This window comes from Clostridium sp. UBA4395 (genome assembly GCF_002390995.1).
Taxonomy (GTDB): domain Bacteria; phylum Bacillota; class Clostridia; order Clostridiales; family Clostridiaceae; genus Clostridium_J; species Clostridium_J sulfidigenes.
In genome coordinates this window covers 26808-43319 of record NZ_DGRF01000068.1, presented here as the reverse complement: position 1 = coordinate 43319, position 16512 = coordinate 26808, and the positions used below count along the sequence as shown (strand labels likewise).

The 16512-nt window shown below is 31.1% G+C and carries 15 protein-coding genes; all 15 read left to right on the top strand.

Going from position 1 to position 16512, the window contains the following annotated elements; translation table 11 throughout:
• The first annotated feature begins 112 nt into the window (after window positions 1-112).
• Window positions 113-916 carry a polysaccharide deacetylase family protein gene (locus B2694_RS12195; protein WP_346885977.1) on the top strand — a complete coding sequence of 268 codons (804 nt, stop codon included), beginning with the start codon at window positions 113-115 and terminating at the stop codon, window positions 914-916.
• A gap of 222 nt (window positions 917-1138) precedes the next feature.
• On the top strand, window positions 1139-1810 hold the full coding sequence (locus B2694_RS12190) for a GntR family transcriptional regulator (protein WP_346885976.1): 672 nt from the start codon (window positions 1139-1141) through the stop codon (window positions 1808-1810).
• A gap of 240 nt (window positions 1811-2050) precedes the next feature.
• Window positions 2051-2335 (top strand): citrate lyase acyl carrier protein, encoded by a 285-nt coding sequence (gene citD, locus B2694_RS12185; RefSeq protein WP_346885975.1) that lies wholly within the window; start codon window positions 2051-2053, stop codon window positions 2333-2335.
• Window positions 2336-2347: 12 nt separating this feature from the next.
• Window positions 2348-3256, top strand: a complete 909-nt coding sequence (locus B2694_RS12180) for an aldolase/citrate lyase family protein (protein WP_346885974.1) — start codon at window positions 2348-2350, stop codon at window positions 3254-3256.
• Window positions 3249-4799 (top strand): citrate lyase subunit alpha, encoded by a 1551-nt coding sequence (gene citF, locus B2694_RS12175; RefSeq protein WP_346885973.1) that lies wholly within the window; start codon window positions 3249-3251, stop codon window positions 4797-4799. Before B2694_RS12180 ends, citF begins: the two co-directional genes overlap by 8 nt.
• A 118-nt stretch (window positions 4800-4917) precedes the next feature.
• On the top strand, window positions 4918-6264 hold the full coding sequence (citS, locus tag B2694_RS12170; protein ID WP_346885972.1) for a citrate/sodium symporter CitS: 1347 nt from the start codon (window positions 4918-4920) through the stop codon (window positions 6262-6264).
• Window positions 6265-6374: 110 nt separating this feature from the next.
• Window positions 6375-6578: a hypothetical protein gene (locus B2694_RS12165; protein WP_150842468.1), complete on the top strand. Its 204-nt coding sequence runs from the start codon at window positions 6375-6377 to the stop codon at window positions 6576-6578.
• Window positions 6579-6617: 39 nt separating this feature from the next.
• On the top strand, window positions 6618-7655 hold the full coding sequence (gene citC / locus B2694_RS12160; RefSeq protein ID WP_346885971.1) for a [citrate (pro-3S)-lyase] ligase: 1038 nt from the start codon (window positions 6618-6620) through the stop codon (window positions 7653-7655).
• Window positions 7656-7778: 123 nt separating this feature from the next.
• Window positions 7779-9158 carry a triphosphoribosyl-dephospho-CoA synthase CitG gene (gene citG / locus B2694_RS12155; protein ID WP_346885970.1) on the top strand — a complete coding sequence of 460 codons (1380 nt, stop codon included), beginning with the start codon at window positions 7779-7781 and terminating at the stop codon, window positions 9156-9158.
• 315 nt (window positions 9159-9473) lie between these two features.
• Entirely contained in the window at window positions 9474-9950 is a 477-nt protein-coding gene (locus B2694_RS12150) for an NAD(P)H-dependent oxidoreductase subunit E (protein ID WP_346885969.1), read from the top strand.
• A gap of 1 nt (window position 9951) precedes the next feature.
• Window positions 9952-11826 (top strand): NADH-quinone oxidoreductase subunit NuoF, encoded by a 1875-nt coding sequence (nuoF, locus tag B2694_RS12145; protein ID WP_346885968.1) that lies wholly within the window; start codon window positions 9952-9954, stop codon window positions 11824-11826.
• A 4-nt stretch (window positions 11827-11830) separates the two neighbouring features.
• Complete coding sequence (locus B2694_RS12140; RefSeq protein WP_346885967.1) at window positions 11831-13519, top strand: [FeFe] hydrogenase, group A; 1689 nt, start codon at window positions 11831-11833, stop codon at window positions 13517-13519.
• 5 nt (window positions 13520-13524) lie between these two features.
• Window positions 13525-13773, top strand: a complete 249-nt coding sequence (locus B2694_RS12135) for a (2Fe-2S) ferredoxin domain-containing protein (protein ID WP_346885966.1) — start codon at window positions 13525-13527, stop codon at window positions 13771-13773.
• A 231-nt stretch (window positions 13774-14004) separates the two neighbouring features.
• Window positions 14005-14427 carry a hypothetical protein gene (locus tag B2694_RS12130; RefSeq protein WP_035133544.1) on the top strand — a complete coding sequence of 141 codons (423 nt, stop codon included), beginning with the start codon at window positions 14005-14007 and terminating at the stop codon, window positions 14425-14427.
• Window positions 14428-14544: 117 nt separating this feature from the next.
• Window positions 14545-16410 (top strand): molecular chaperone HtpG, encoded by a 1866-nt coding sequence (htpG, locus tag B2694_RS12125; protein ID WP_346885965.1) that lies wholly within the window; start codon window positions 14545-14547, stop codon window positions 16408-16410.
• The last annotated feature ends 102 nt before the right edge of the window (window positions 16411-16512 follow it).

Here is a 16512-nt window from a genome sequence, read left to right as displayed (position 1 = left end):
TGCCAAGGGCACTTTTTTTATTAATTTAACCTTTAAAATAATAGTATACTTTTATAAATAAGAGCACAATATATATTAAGATAATTAACTATTTATACGAGGAGGATTAGTAATGAAGAAATTAAAATATTCTTCTGTGGCTGTACTTATACTTATATGTATATTTTGTACTTTCAATTTAGCTTTAGCTGAAGACAATAGGAAATCTACTGACAAGGAATACTTAAAAAAAATAGTATATCTAACTTTTGATGATGGACCTACCAATAATACTTTAAAGATACTGAAGATTTTAGAAGAAGAAAATGTTAAAGCTACATTTTTTGTTATAGGAGAGTTAGCTAAAGAAAATTCTGATATATTAAAGCAAGTTGAAGGACAAGGGCATGAAATATGTATACATACTTATAATCATAAGAACTGCATCTATTCAAGTAAGGAAGAATATTTAGAAGATTATAATAAAGCTAATAAAGCTATCACAGATGTCCTTGGTCATGAACCTTCAAAATTCATGAGAATGCCTGGAGGGTCTAGCACTACCATTGGAGATAAGGGAACTGTTAGAGCTATTAGGAATGAATTATGTGATGAGGGATTGTACTATGTGGATTGGAATATATCTATTGAGGATGCTCTTTCTACAAATGTACCTGTAGAAAAACTTTTATCTACCTTTAAAAAGGAGCTTAAAAAAACTTTTATAGATCCCAATACTGCTATAGTACTCATGCATGATGGTGCCTCAAATTCTACTACACCTAAGGCGCTTCCGTCTATAATAAAATATTTTAAGGATAATGACTACGAATTTAAAAATTTTGGAGATATATCTGAGGAAGAATTATCTCACCTTTTGAATCAAAGACAGATTAATAAATATAATCAACCAAAGCAAACGGATGCTTCAAATTAAGAATCTAATCCTTTAAAAATAATAATTACTTTATATGCATAAGTATTATACTTGATTTAGTTTGACAAAGAGTTAAAGGTATGTAATATTTATGTATATAATTAATATTTTTGTATAGTTAAAATATTAATTGGAATGATTTTATTTGTAATGAAAATTTATAATTAAAATAAAGTATGTGTAGTATAGTCACAAATTATTTTATTAAGGATGTAGATATTTATGAGTAGTATTTTAAAGAATTTAGATGATGGAAAAGAAAAATCTATAAGAGAAATAGTTCTTAAAGAGCTTCGAACAGCTATATTTACAGGAGATATAAACCCGGGAGATAGATTGATAGAAAATAATATTGCTACAGCTATGGGTGTCAGTAGAACCCCAGTTAGAGAGGCGCTAAGACAGTTAGAAAGTGAAGGCTTGGCTGTGAATATCCCTAGAAAAGGCACTATAGTCAAGGGGATTTGTATTGATGATGCTATAGAGATATATGATATTCGCGAAGTTTTAGAGGGCCTTGCAGTAAGGGGAGCATGTATGCATATTTCTCGAATTGAAATAAGAGAATTGAGAGAAATCATAGAAAATATGAAAAAACTTATTGATACTAATAAAGAAAATGAATATGTAGAAGTTCACAATAGATTTAATAAAATAATTTTAGATGCTTGTCATAATAAAAGGCTAATATCACAAATGGAATATATATATGAATACTTACAGAGCCTAAGAAAGATTAGTTTAATGACAAAAGAAAGGAAATTAGACGCACTTAAAGAGCATATAGAAATTGTAGATGCTATAGAAGTTGGAGATGAGCAACTTGCTGAAGAAAGAGCAAGAGCTCATGTTACACGTGCTAAAAAATCTTTTCAAAATGCAGTGGTTAAATAGTAGTTTATAAACGATTATCTATAAAACATAAAGAATTGTTAATACTAAAATTGTATTAACAATTCTTTTTTTTATGATTTATAGTAAGTTTGAAATTACGAAGATTTTAAAAAATATTCAATTTTCTATTGATTTTTATAAACGAATTGTATACACTATAAACAAGATGTATACAAAAAGTATTTAAAGTATGAAAAGGGATACAAAACTATTGAATATTTTTAATCAGGAGGTGTAAATATGGAACTTAAAACAGTAGCTAGTGCTGGCACATTGGAATCCAGTGATATTCAAATTATAATTGAACCCTCAACTGCTGGAATAGAAATTACTCTAGAAAGTACTGTTAAAGCACAATTTGGAGAGGAAATAGAAGCAGTTATCAAAGAAACTCTTAAATCCTTGGGCGTAGAAAGTGCAAAGGTGTTTGCTAATGATAAAGGCGCAATCAACCCTGTAATAAAAAGTAGAGTTCAGACTACAGTTCATAGATCAGCTGAAAACAAGGAATATAAATGGGTGTAAGGGGAGATTAAGATGAAACTAAGACGTTCAATGCTATTTGTTCCTGGAAATAATCCAGGAATCATAAGAGATGTACACATATACAAACCTGATTCAGTAATGTTTGACTTAGAAGATGCAATTGCTATATCAGAAAAGGATTCTGCAAGATTTTTAGTTCACAATATGTTAAAAAATCTAGGAGATTACTATAAAGAACTAGATATAGAAACGGTAGTTCGTATCAATGGTTTAGATACAGAATTTTGGCAAGAAGATTTAGCATCAATAGTTACAGGGGGGGTTGAAGTTGTAAGAATTCCTAAAACTGAAACTGTAGAAGATGTTATGACTGTAGATAGAGAAATAGAAAAAATAGAGAAGGCTTGTGGAAGAGAAATTGGCTCAACAAAGATAATGGTAGCCATTGAATCGGCTTTAGGAGTTATGCATGCCTTTGAAATAGCAAAATCTCCAACTAAAAGATTAATAGGTATGGCTTTAAGTGGTGAGGATTTTGTAACTAGTATGAAGACAACAAGAACTCCAGAGGGAGATGAGCTTTATGTGGCAAGAGGAATGATTGCTATGGCAGGAAGAGCTTGTGGACTTGAAGTGTTAGATACTGTTTATTCAGATGTAAATAACGATGAAGGATTCCTAAAAGAAGCTAATCTTATTAAGAGAATGGGATTTGGCGGTAAGTCATTAATTCACCCAAGACAAGTGGAGCTTATACACAGTGTATATACTCCTAGTGAAAAAGAAATATTTAAAGCTAAAAAGATAGTCGATGCTACAGCAGAAGCTTTACGTGAAAATAAGGGAGTATTTACTGTAGACGGTAAAATGGTAGATAAACCAATTATAGAGAGAGCTCAAAGAGTTTTAGAACTTGCTAAAGCAGCGGGGGTTTTAGTTGGAGGTGAAGATAATGAATAATAGAGTAAGCAAAGAATTATTAAATAGCATACCGGGATATGAGAATAGAAAGGTTTATGAAACTCCCTTTATTAATCAACCAAAGGGAACTATGGTTGAAAGTGATAGTGAAAATTTAAAAGAGCAAGTAAAGAGAACTAAAGTAGTAGAATCTATAAGAGTTGCTATAGAAAAATGTGAAATTAAAGATGGTATGACTATTTCTTTCCATCATCACTTTAGAGCTGGAGATAAGCTTTTAATGATGGTAGTAGATACATTGGCAGAAATGGGTATTAAAAATTTAAGAGTAGCATCAAGTTCTTTAACAAGTGCTCATGATGGACTTGTAGCACATATAGAAAATGGTGTTGTAAATAGAATTGAAAGCAGTGGTCTTAGAGGAAAACTTGCAGCTGCAATATCTGAAGGAGTTTTAGGTAAGCATCCAGCAGTTATTCGTTCTCATGGTGGAAGAGCTAGGGCTATTGTAGAAGGAAATTTGAAAATAGATGTAGCATTTATAGCATCTCCATCTGCTGACTGCATGGGAAATGCCAACGGTGTAAAAGGAAAATCCATATGCGGATCTTTGGGTTATGCAAAGGTAGATGCAGAGTATGCTAATAAGGTAGTTGTAGTAACAGATACTTTAGTTGATTATCCCAACTTCCCACAGAGCATTCCACAAACTAAAGTTGACTATGTAGTTGTAGTTGATGAAATTGGTGATTCAAAGGGAATAATGTCTGGTGCAACTAGATTTACATCAAATCCTAAAGAGCTTTTAATGGCAAAAAGAGTACTTAATGTAATGCTTGCATCAGGAAGGTTTGTAGATGGATTTTCTATGCAAACAGGCAGTGGTGGAGCATCTCTAGCAGTTACTCGTTTTGTTAAAGAAGAATTAGAGAAAAGAGATATTAAATTAAGCTATGCCCTAGGTGGAATTACAGGACCGATGGTAGATCTTTTAGAAGAGGGACTTTGTGATACGCTATTTGATGTCCAATGCTTTGATTTAAAGGCTGCAGAGTCCATTGGGAAAAATGAAAAACATATAGAAGTTAGTGCAGATTTTTATGCTAATCCGTTTAATAAATCAGCTGCAGTTAACAAATTAGATTTTGTTGTCCTAAGTGCATTAGAAATAGATACTGATTTTAATGTTAATGTTATTTCTGGATCTGATGGAGTTATTAGAGCAGCATCAGGTGGACATAGTGACACAGCAGCTAATGCTGAAATATCAATTTTAGTATCACCTCTTACAAGAGGAAGAATTGCAACTATAATTGAAAAAGTAACCACTATTGTTACGCCAGGTAGTACCGTAGATGTAGTTGTTACGGATTATGGTGTAACTGTAAATCCAAGAAGACAAGATTTAATCAACAAGTTTAAGAAGGCAGGTCTTCCATTAATAACTATGGAAGAATTAAGAAAAATTGCTGTTAAGCTAATAGGAGTTCCTAAGGAATTAGAGTTTTCTGATGATGTAGTAGCTGTAATAGAATACAGAGATGGAAGTATTATAGATGTAGTTAAAAAGCTTAAAAAGTAAGCTAGATATTATCTTTGATTTGAAAGGTTTAAACAAATAACTTGTTAACCCTATTAGGACTTACTAAAAGTAAGGCCTAGTAATGAAATTATACAATTTAATTTTAGGAGGATTAATTATGCCAGAAAATCTTATTGAAGAAAAAAAAGGTCCCTTTAAAGTATACGGCATGCCGTGGTACATTTTTGCAGGAGTTGCAGTAGTAGTTTTCTTTGCAGCAATCAAAGGTTTTTTACCTAAAAACTCTGTAGGTGCCTTTGCACTATTATACTCAGTAGGTATCCTATTTGCTATGATTGGAGATAGGATTCCAATATGGAAAGAGTATGTTGGAGGAGGTCCAATTCTTGCTTTCCTAGGATCTGCAGCGTTAGTTTACTATGGGATAATACCAGAAGCAAGTGTTGAGGCTGTAAAAATATTCATGGATACTGCAGATTTCTTAGACTTATTTATAGCAGTACTTATAACAGGATCAATATTATCAGTTAATAGGAAACTACTTATGAAAGCTTTCCTTGGATATATTCCAGCAATATTGGGTGGAGTAATTGCAGCATTTGTATTAGGAGCTTTAGGTGGAGCTATGTTTGGTATTCCTATGTCAGAAATAGCTACTAAGTATGTACTTCCAATAATGGGTGGTGGTACTGGAGCAGGAGCAATTCCAATGAGTGAAATTTACTCAAGTGTTACTGGTGGGGATCCAGCAGCATGGTTATCCTTTGCTCTATCAATTCTTACAATAGCTAATATTATAGCTATAATAGCAGCATCAGTATTAAATAAATTTGGTGAAACTAAAGCTGGAGCTAAATTTAATGGACATGGTGAATTAATAAGAAATGCAGAAGATATATCTAAATTAGAAGAAACTAGAGTAGTTAAAGTTACAGCTAGAGAAGTTGCAGCAGGACTAATTCTTGCGTGTGCATTTTATGTACTTGGAAATATTTTATCAAAAACTTTAATTATACCGGAATTTACGTTAATGGGAATCAATGTTAAAATTGATATTCATAGATTTGCGTGGATGGTTATTTTAGTAGCTATAGCTAATGTAGCTAATATAATTCCATTAGAATTAAAAGAAGGAGCTAAAAAGCTTCAAGGATTTTTCTCTAAACAATTCTTACTAGTAGTAATGGTTGGAGTTGGTATAGCTATGACAGATCTTGGAGAGCTTATAGCAGCATTCAATATAGCTAACGTTGTTATAGCAGGTCTAATAGTTTTAGGAGCAATTCTTGGATCGGGAATTGTAGGATGGTTAGTAGGATTCTACCCAATAGAGACAGCAATTTCAGCTGGATTATGTATGGCAAACCGTGGAGGTTCAGGAGACGTTGCGGTTCTTACAGCAGCAAAACGTATGGATTTAATGTCCTTTGCACAAATTTCTTCTCGTCTTGGTGGAGGAATAATGCTGATATTAGCAAGTATAGCCTTTGGTATGTTCTTCTAAAATCAGATTTTGAAAATAAATATAAAAAGAGTGTTGCTGTCAACACTCTTTTTATATTATGATACAATGTAAGTATCATATAGTTATAAATTTATAATGGAGTGAAAGATATGAGTAAAAAGAAAAATAGAAAAACAAATAAAGAAATTTTACAAGAAGCTCATGCAGAAGGAATGTTTAGTGAAGCAGAAGAAATATCTAAAGGAAAAAAGAAATATGAATTTAAAAGTGGATTTGATGCTGTGTTTTCAGTAATTATTGTAATTATTGCATTACTAATAATATCTTTTGTAAGAAGATACTTTAACTTATAAAATTAAGATAGGATGTAATTTATTAAATGAGGTGAAGAAATGTATTATAACACTCAAAAAATAAATCTTAATTCTAAAATAGAAGTAAATAGGGTTGAGGAATTTTTAAGGGGATTTGCCCTTAAATATGAAGATGTAGATTATACTTTAATAATAGAGGAAGAGGGAGAAATAATAGCTACCTGTTCTAAGAAAAATAATATCGTTAAATGTTTTGCCGTAAGCGAGGATCATCAAGGGCAAGGTATATCAAATATACTTATTACTGATATCACTAATAAACTCTTTGAAGAAGGCATATACCATAACTTTATTTTTACAAAGCCTTCGAATAATTTTCTGTTTCAAGGACTTGGATATAAAGTAATTGTTGATACGGATAAAGTTAGTTTATTGGAAGCAGGGAATAAAAATATCCATAGCGAGTTGAAAAATATAAAGAAGAGTTATGAATTAAAGGATGAAGAGCAATATGCTGCGTTAATTATGAACTGTAATCCTTTTACATTAGGACATAAATATATAGTTAAGAAAGCAGCTATGGATAATAAAAATGTTATAATTTTTGTGGTAGAAGAAGAGAAGTCCTCATTTCCATTCCAAGTTAGATTTCAACTAATAAAAGATGGAGTTAAGGAATTTAATAATGTAACTGTAATACCTGGTGGGAATTATATTATATCATCAGCTACTTTTCCAAATTATTTTTTAAGAAAAGATGACGACATTCTAAAAGAATATACTAAAATAGATGGAAACGTCTTTGGAAAATATTTTTGTAAGGAACTAAATATAACTAAAAGATATGTAGGAAGTGAACCTTACTGCAATGTTACCAATACTTATAATGAAACTTTAAGAGAAGTATTGCCTAAGTACGGTGTGAAAGTTGAAATTATAGAGAGATGCGAGATAGAAAATAAAGCTATAAGTGCGTCTAGAGTTAGAGAATTACTTAAAGAAGATAGACTAGAAGAAGTAAGGAAGTTAGTCCCATTAACTACCTATGAATTTTTAACAAGCAGCCTAGGGAAAGATATTATAGAGAAGCTTAAACTTAGAGATTTGCCTCATTAAAATAATAAATATTTCCTATGACAAAAATTGAAGGTTAATTAATATACAATATAAACATTTAATTTTATCATAGTAAGGAAGGGGAAAAGTGATAGGATAATTATTGCCTATCCTTACATTAATATGGACTATACAGAAATAGATGAATTTTTAAATCATAGAGAAAAGAGAGTATTATATCAAGAACAACTTCTGAGAAATACATCTGGTGGAGTTACTCTTGCCACTGTAAGAGTAAACTATCCTGGTATAAAAAAATCTAATTATATTACAGATAGAATTGCCAAGATAGTTTGTGAGGATATATATTTATTTCATAATAAAAATATAATTTGTAAAGAAATCTATAAGAATAAAGAAGGAGTTATAGGTCATTTCATTTTTAATATTCATAACATTGAAGTAAAAAAGCAACTTATATATATGGAAGAAAATCATATATTAGGTAGATGTGTAGACATAGATGTATATTATCTTGATGATAGTGATCCATCGATGCCGTCCTTGCGTGGAGTATCTAGAAGTGACATAGGCCTAGAACCTAGAAAATGTTTTTTATGTGAAGAAGAAGCCAGAATATGTTCTAGAAGTCAAAAGCATAGTATAGAGAGGATAAAAGAGTATTTTATTAGTAAGTATGAAGAATATATGTGTTATGTAGATAAAAGAGATAGATTGTCCTATGATATATCTCAACTAGCCCTTAAATCAATGATTACAGAGGTATCAACTATGCCTTCTTATGGATTAGTTTCACCTGTTACAAAGGGGTCTCATAAAGATATGGATTACTATACATTTTTAGAGAGTAGTTTTGCCATAGCACCCTTTATAAAGGAAATGGTAGAAGCGGGATATAGCTATGAAACTCCAAAAAATATTTTTAAAGCTATTAGAACTATTGGAATAAAATGTGAAGAGACTATGTTTAAAGTTACTAAAGGTATAAATACCCATAAAGGTATGATATTTTTAATAGGAGTAGTGGCTACTGCCCTAGGTAAAGCTCTATATGAGAAAATATCCTTCAATAAAGTTCAAATTATACTAAAGGATATGTGTGAAAATATATTGGATGATTTTAAAGATTTGCATAAAAAGAAAGAATTAACTCATGGAGAGGCTTTATATTTAAAATATGGCTTTGCTGGAATTAGAGGAGAAATTAAAAAAGGTCTTGAAAATATTTTCCAGGAAATAATACCCAAATATAAAAGTTCTAATCTAAAAGGAAATGATTTGAATTCTGAAACATTGCTTATGTTGATTAGTAAAGTAGAAGATAGTACCATTGTACATAGACAAAATATAGAAAAACTTCGTGAAGTTCAAAGACGTGCCTATGAAATTTTAAACTTGGGGGGCTTCAATAGCGAAGAAGGAATTAAAGCAGCCCATGACTTTGAAAAGCAGTGTATAGACGAAAATGTGAGTCCGGGAGGATCAGCGGACTTATTGGCATTAGTTATATTTTTGACAGAGTCTGAAAGGTTCTTTTCATAAACTTTAACTCGTTACATATGTAAATTTTTAAAGTAGATATATTTAATTAACACAGGATGTTAAATGTATCTACTTTATTTTATAAATTTTTCAAAAATACCTATGGAATATAGAGAATATATAATAATCATATATAGAAATTAATGTAAAATTAAAGTAAATATAAAAAAATGCAAGAATAATAGCTTACATATTTAATATAATATATAGAAATTAATTAAAAAAAAAATTATTTTTATGTATTGAAATATTTGAAAATTCAGTATAAAATGTAATAGTGATAATAATTTAACAAGCATTGTAGGGGGGAAAACAATGAATACATCCTTTAATTATGAAGAACTAGATGTTATATTAAAAAATCATGGATATAACCCTAGTAGTATAATTGCAATATTACAAGATACTCAGGAGATATATAGATATCTTCCAGAGGAAATATTTCCATATTTCTCTAAAAAATTAGGTATTAGTGAAGCAAAAATTTACAGCGTAGCTACATTCTATGAAAACTTTTCTTTAGAACCTAAAGGGAAATATGTAATAAAAATATGTGATGGAACAGCATGTCACGTAAGAAAATCTATACCAATATTAGATAAGCTAAGAAGTGAATTGAATCTTTCAGAAAACAAAGTTACTACAGATGATTTAATGTTTACTGTGGAAACGGTTTCATGTCTTGGAGCCTGTGGTTTAGCACCAGCACTAACTGTTAATGATAAGGTTTATGGGGCTATGACTCCTGAGAAGGCAATAGAACTTTTAAATATGCTTAAGGAGGACAAATAATATGCTTCTTAATAGAGAGGATTTAATTAATATAAGAAATACCTATAAAGAGAGCTTTCACAACGAAAAGGTAAAAATTCTTGTATGTGGAGGTACTGGTTGTATAGCAGGTGGTTCATTAGAAATATACGATGAGTTTGTAAGACTAATGAAGGAAAAAGATATAAGATGCGAGGTTAAATTAGAAAAAGAATCTCATGAAAAATCTGTTGGAATTAAAAAAAGTGGTTGCCATGGATTCTGTGAGATGGGACCTCTAGTAAGAATTGAACCATGGGGATATTTATACATAAAGGTTAAGCCACAGGATTGTGAAGAAATTATAGATAAGACTATTGTTTTAGGTCAATGTGTAGATAGATTGGCTTATGAAAAAGATGGTAAGGTTTACAGAACTCAAGATGAAATACCTTTCTATAAAAAACAAACTAGATTGGCATTAGAACATTGTGGTCATATTGATTCTACATCTATAGAAGAATATTTTGCTATAGGTGGATATTCTGCTTTAGAAAAAGTACTATTTGATATGACTTCAGATGAAATTATAAAAGAAATCGATGATTCAAATTTAAGAGGTCGTGGTGGCGGTGGATTCCCAACTGGCCGCAAGTGGGGTCAAGTAAAACGTCAACCTGAGGGTGAGAAGTACATTGTATGCAATGGTGATGAGGGAGATCCAGGTGCCTTTATGGATAGAAGCATAATGGAAGGAGACCCACATAGAGTTATAGAGGGAATGATGGTTGCAGCAGTAGCCTGTGGAGCACAGGAAGGATATATATATGTACGTGCAGAATATCCTCTTGCTGTTAGCAGATTAAAGAATGCTATAGAAGAAGCTAAAAAGTATGGAATATTAGGTGAGAACATTCTTGGTACAGGTTTTAGCATGGATATAAAAATCAATAAAGGAGCAGGTGCTTTTGTATGTGGAGAAGGAAGTGCACTAACAGCTTCTATTGAAGGAAAAAGAGGTATGCCTAGAGTTAAGCCACCAAGAACTGTAGAACAAGGATTATTTGGAAAACCAACAGTGCTTAATAACGTAGAAACCTTTGCTAATGTACCTATAGTAATTGAAAAGGGAGCAGATTGGTATAAAACCATGGGTCCAGAAAAGAATAATGGAACAAAAGCTTTTGCATTAACAGGAAACATCGAAAATACAGGACTTATTGAAGTTCCAATGGGTACAACCTTAAGAGAAATAATATTTGATATAGGTGGAGGAATAAGAGGAGGAGCAGAGTTTAAAGCTGTTCAAATTGGAGGTCCTTCAGGTGGTTGTTTAACAAAAGAACATTTAGATTTACCACTAGATTTTGATTCATTAAAGAAAGCTGGAGCTATGATAGGTTCTGGTGGGTTAGTTGTAATGGATGAAAATACTTGTATGGTAGAAGTAGCTAGATTCTTTATGAACTTTACTCAAAATGAGTCTTGTGGTAAGTGTATACCATGTCGTGAAGGTACTAAGAGAATGCTTGAAATACTAGAGAGAATTGTAGCAGGTAAAGGGGAAATTGAAGATATTGATTTATTACTAGAACTTGCAGATACAATATCTTCTACAGCTTTATGTGGATTGGGAAAAACTGCAGCATTCCCAGTAGTAAGTACAATAAAGAATTTCCGTAGTGAGTATGAAGCTCATATTATTGATAAGAAATGTCCAACCAAGACATGTCAAAAGCTTAAGACTATCTATATAGATGCAGACCTTTGCAAGGGTTGTTCAAAATGTTCAAGAATTTGTCCAGTAGGTGCCATTTCAGGTAAGGTTAAAGAACCTTTTGTAATTGATAAAAATAAATGTATTAAATGTGGTGCCTGTATTGAAGCTTGTGCCTTTAAAGCTATAAAGGAGGATTAATAGAATGAATGAACAATTTATGATTATAGATGATATCCCAGTAGAAATAAAGGGAGAAAAAAATATTTTAGAGGTTATTAGAAAAGCAGGAATAGATTTACCAACTTTATGCTATTACTCAGAGCTTTCTGTATATGGAGCTTGCCGTATGTGTATGGTAGAAAATAAGTGGGGTGGAATTGAAGCTGCATGTTCTACACCACCAAAAGCTGGTATGGAGATATATACTAATACACCTAGATTAAGAAAATATAGAAAGAATATATTAGAATTATTACTTTCAAATCATTGTAGGGATTGTACTACCTGTGAGAAAAATGGACATTGTAAACTGCAAGAATTAGCACATCGCTTTGGAATAAGACAAGTAAGGTTTGACAATACAGCAGAAAAAAGCGAATTAGATACATCATCTTTATGTATAGTAAGAGACAAGAGTAAATGCATACTTTGTGGTGACTGTGTAAGAATGTGTAATGAAATTCAAAATGTAGGTGCTATTGACTTTATAAAAAGAGGAGCAGAGATGAGTGTAGGTACTGTTTTTGACAAACCTATAGCAGAATCAAACTGTGTAGGTTGTGGTCAGTGTGCAGCAGTATGTCCTACAGGAGCTATAGTAGTAAAAGATGATACACAAAAACTATGGAAAGATTTAAGTGATAAAAATACTAAGGTAGTAGTGCAAATAGCTCCAGCAGTAAGAGTTGGAATAAGTGAGGAGCTTGGACAAAAAGATGGAGAAAATGTAATGGGTAAAATCGTTGGAGCTTTAAAGAGAATGGGCTTTGATGAAGTATTCGATACATCTACTGGAGCTGATCTTACAGTACTGGAAGAAACAGGAGAATTTATTTCAAGATTAGAGAATAATGAAAGACTTCCTTTATTTACTTCTTGTTGTCCAGCTTGGGTTAACTATGTAGAAAGAACTTACCCAGAGATGATGAGTAATATCTCAACATGTAAATCTCCTATGCAGATGTTTGGATCTGTTTTAAAAGAGCACTATAGTCATTCTAGTAAAAGAATAGTTAATGTAGCAATAATGCCTTGTACAGCTAAGAAATTTGAAGCTGATAGAGAGGAATTTAAAGTTGATGGAGTTAAGGATATAGATTATGTTATAACTACTCAAGAGCTTATAGCTATGATAAAGGAAGCTGGAATTGTATTTTCAGAGATAGAACCAGAAGCTGTAGACATGCCATTTGGTGTTAGTAGTGGAGCAGGAGTTATATTTGGAGTTACAGGTGGAGTTACAGAGGCTGTTTTAAGAAGGGTTTTAGATGATAAATCTGTATCCACACTAAGAACTATAGCATTTAATGGAGTAAGGGGAATGTCTGGAGTAAAGGAAACTAGTATTACAGTAAATGACAAGGAATTAAAAATTGCTGTAGTTAGTGGTCTTAAAAACGCTGATGACCTTGTGAAAAAGATAAAATCAGGAGAAGCACATTATGATTTTATTGAAGTAATGGCTTGCCCAGGTGGATGTGTAGGTGGAGCAGGACAACCATTTACTATGTTCGAAGGAAAGCGAAAACGTGGAGAAGGTTTATATGCAGCAGATAAGATGAGTAGCCTTAAACGTTCAGAAGAAAATCCAGTAATGATGTCTCTTTATTCAGGATTATTAAAGGGAAAAGTTCATAAGTTATTACATGTGAATTATAATAGAGGGGAGTAAACGCTGTGGTAAACTTAAGTGTTTGTATAGGTAGCGCCTGTCATGTAAAGGGATCTTATAATGTTATAAATGCTTTTCAACAGAGCATTGAACAATATAATCTATCTGATAAAGTAGGCTTAAAGGCAGTATTTTGTTTAGGTCATTGTTCTGATGCTGTATCTGTAAAAATTGATGACGGAGAAGTATTCAGTGTATCAGGCTTAACGGCAAAGAGTTTCTTTAAAAAAGAAGTATTACCAAGAGTAAAATAAGGTCATAAAACAAGCTAAATGTTAAATTAATATTGAGCCTACACTTATAATAAAGTGTAGGTTCAACATTTTGTAAGTTTTAGTGAGCTATTTTTGAGAAGAAGTTCTTTTTACTCATAGCAAATAAGTAGAACTTCTAAAAAATCTATACAGTTGTTAATTAAAATCTATATATGTGATATAATTATGTGCATGTAAAACTTAAGAATTAATTAACAGGAGCTGATATAAATGTATGTATTATTTGGTGAAAATGTAATTCATAATGATGAGATGAAAGAAATAATAGAAAGTAAAACTGATTTTAAAGTAATTAAGGATATGACAAAGGGAACTAAAAGAGAAGACGTTCATGCCTTTTGCTTAAGTGTGAAAATCTCAATCTTAAATGAGATTATAGAAGAAGAATATGATGATTTTAATTTAAGTGAAATGGAAGAGGACGATGTTTTTGATGAATATCTCAGTTTAGCAGAAGAGATGGCCTTAGATATGGAAGAGTTTATTCCAGAGGAAGCTATTATCGATGCAAAGGCTTATAAATGGGATCAATCAGATAAAGATATAAAAGTTATTGTTATCATTGGAAATGACCAATTAGAAGAAAGAAAATTGAGAGATATAATGAAAAGATTACTAACTCAAGCAGAGTAAATGTGATATTTTTACAAAAAATTCACAATATATTCTTTATTTTATATAGAATTAGGTATAAAATATTTTATACGGTTGAGTATAAAATTTTATTATTTTTGTTTGGAGGAGATATATATGCTTAAAGAGAATGGAAACATTTCAATTCACACTGAAAATATAATGCCGATTATAAAAAAATGGCTATACTCTGATAAGGATATATTTATAAGGGAACTTATCAGTAATGGTTGCGACGCTATTAATAAATTAGAAAGACTAGTGACCTTTGGAGAAGCAACTGTGGAGGAGTCTAAATACGAAGTTACTGTATCCTTAAATAAAGAAGAAAAAACTATTAAATTTATAGATAACGGTATAGGAATGACTTCAGAGGAAGTGAAAAAATATATTAACCAAGTAGCTTTCTCAGGAGCTGAGGAATTTTTATCTAAATATAAAGATAAAATTGATGAAGGAAAAGGTATAATTGGCCATTTTGGATTAGGGTTTTATTCAGCTTTTATGGTATCAGAAAAAGTTGAAATTGATACTTTATCTTATAAGAAAGGTGAAGAAGCTGTTAAGTGGATTTGTGAAGGTGGTACAGAATATGAAATTGAATCTTCTGAAAGAACTTCTAGAGGAACAACTGTTACTCTTTATATAAGTGAAGATAGTAATGAATTCTTAGATTATTATAAATTAAGGCAAATTATAAAAAAACATTGTAACTTCTTCCCTGTTGAGATTTATCTAATAGATGAAAACGAGAAAAAAGATGATAAGGATTCAGAGAAGGATATAGAAAAAACTCCTTTAAATGATACAAAACCATTATGGATGAAAGCTCCAAAGGATTGTACAGATGAAGAGTATAAAGAGTTCTATAGAAAAGTATTCAATGAATATAATGATCCGCTATTTTGGATTCATATGAATGTAGACTATCCATTTAATTTAAAAGGAATATTGTACTTCCCTAAATTAAAACATGAATTTGAAGCTACAGAAGGAGAAGTGAAACTTTATAATAAACAAGTTTTTGTGGCAGATAACATAAAAGAAGTTATTCCAGAGTTTTTACTTTTATTAAAAGGTGTTATTGATTGCGAAGACATTCCTTTAAATGTATCAAGAAGTTTTCTACAAAAGGACAGTAATGTATCAAAGGTTTCTAGACACATTGTAAATAAGGTAGCTGATAAACTTACATCTCTATTTAAAAATCATAGAGATGAGTACAATGACTTTTGGAAAGATATAAATATCTTTATTAAATATGGTTGTCTAAGAGATGAAAAATTCTATGACAAGGTTAAAGATATACTGATTTTCAAAACTACTAATGGAGACCATGTAACATTAAAGCAATATCTAGAAAACAATAAGGAAAATCATGATAAAAAAGTTATTTATGTTAATGATGAAAAGCAACAGTCTCAATATATTAAAATGTTAAAAGACAATAACTTAGAAGCTGTGATTTTAAATACCACACTAGACAGTCATTTTATTACTTTAATGGAGAGTAAAGAAGAAGGAGTACAATTTAGTAGAATTGACTCTGACTTAACAGAAGTATTAAAGGCTGATGCAATAGATGAAAGTCCTGAAGAGAACAAGGCTATAGAAGAGATATTTAAGAATTCTATAAATAAGGAACAACTAAAAATCTCTATAGAGCCTATTAAAACAGAAGAAGTTCCTGCTATGATTACTCTATCAGAACAATCTAGAAGAATGGCTGAGATGAGTGTGATGTTTGGAGGAGGGGATATGTCAATGTTCCCTAAAGAAGAGACTTTAGTTGTAAATAGTTCAAATCCATTAATTAAAAAACTATTTAATTTATCTAAAGATGAAAATAAAAAAGACTTGGTTAATGATATTTGTAACCATGTGTATGATTTAGCTATGATAAGTCATGGACAATTAGGTGCTGATGAAATGTCTGATTTCATTAAAAGAAGCAATGATTTACTTGGAAGATTAATTAACTAGAGGTATTGAATAATTTGAACCATGAAGTGTATGTCCTAAAATAATTTGGGGACATACACTTTATTTTATACTATAATGGTATAAAATAAAGATGATATATTA

Coding starts and splice junctions, on each gene's coding strand:
- htpG (WP_346885965.1), top strand. CDS start 14,545: ATGCTTAAAGAGAATGGAAACATTTCAATTCACACTGAAAATATAATG.
- B2694_RS12180 (WP_346885974.1), top strand. CDS start 2,348: ATGAAACTAAGACGTTCAATGCTATTTGTTCCTGGAAATAATCCAGGA.
- nuoF (WP_346885968.1), top strand. CDS start 9,952: ATGCTTCTTAATAGAGAGGATTTAATTAATATAAGAAATACCTATAAA.
- B2694_RS12195 (WP_346885977.1), top strand. CDS start 113: ATGAAGAAATTAAAATATTCTTCTGTGGCTGTACTTATACTTATATGT.
- B2694_RS12140 (WP_346885967.1), top strand. CDS start 11,831: ATGAATGAACAATTTATGATTATAGATGATATCCCAGTAGAAATAAAG.
- B2694_RS12165 (WP_150842468.1), top strand. CDS start 6,375: ATGAGTAAAAAGAAAAATAGAAAAACAAATAAAGAAATTTTACAAGAA.
- citS (WP_346885972.1), top strand. CDS start 4,918: ATGCCAGAAAATCTTATTGAAGAAAAAAAAGGTCCCTTTAAAGTATAC.
- B2694_RS12150 (WP_346885969.1), top strand. CDS start 9,474: ATGAATACATCCTTTAATTATGAAGAACTAGATGTTATATTAAAAAAT.
- citC (WP_346885971.1), top strand. CDS start 6,618: ATGTATTATAACACTCAAAAAATAAATCTTAATTCTAAAATAGAAGTA.
- citD (WP_346885975.1), top strand. CDS start 2,051: ATGGAACTTAAAACAGTAGCTAGTGCTGGCACATTGGAATCCAGTGAT.
- citF (WP_346885973.1), top strand. CDS start 3,249: ATGAATAATAGAGTAAGCAAAGAATTATTAAATAGCATACCGGGATAT.
- citG (WP_346885970.1), top strand. CDS start 7,779: ATGGACTATACAGAAATAGATGAATTTTTAAATCATAGAGAAAAGAGA.
- B2694_RS12190 (WP_346885976.1), top strand. CDS start 1,139: ATGAGTAGTATTTTAAAGAATTTAGATGATGGAAAAGAAAAATCTATA.
- B2694_RS12130 (WP_035133544.1), top strand. CDS start 14,005: ATGTATGTATTATTTGGTGAAAATGTAATTCATAATGATGAGATGAAA.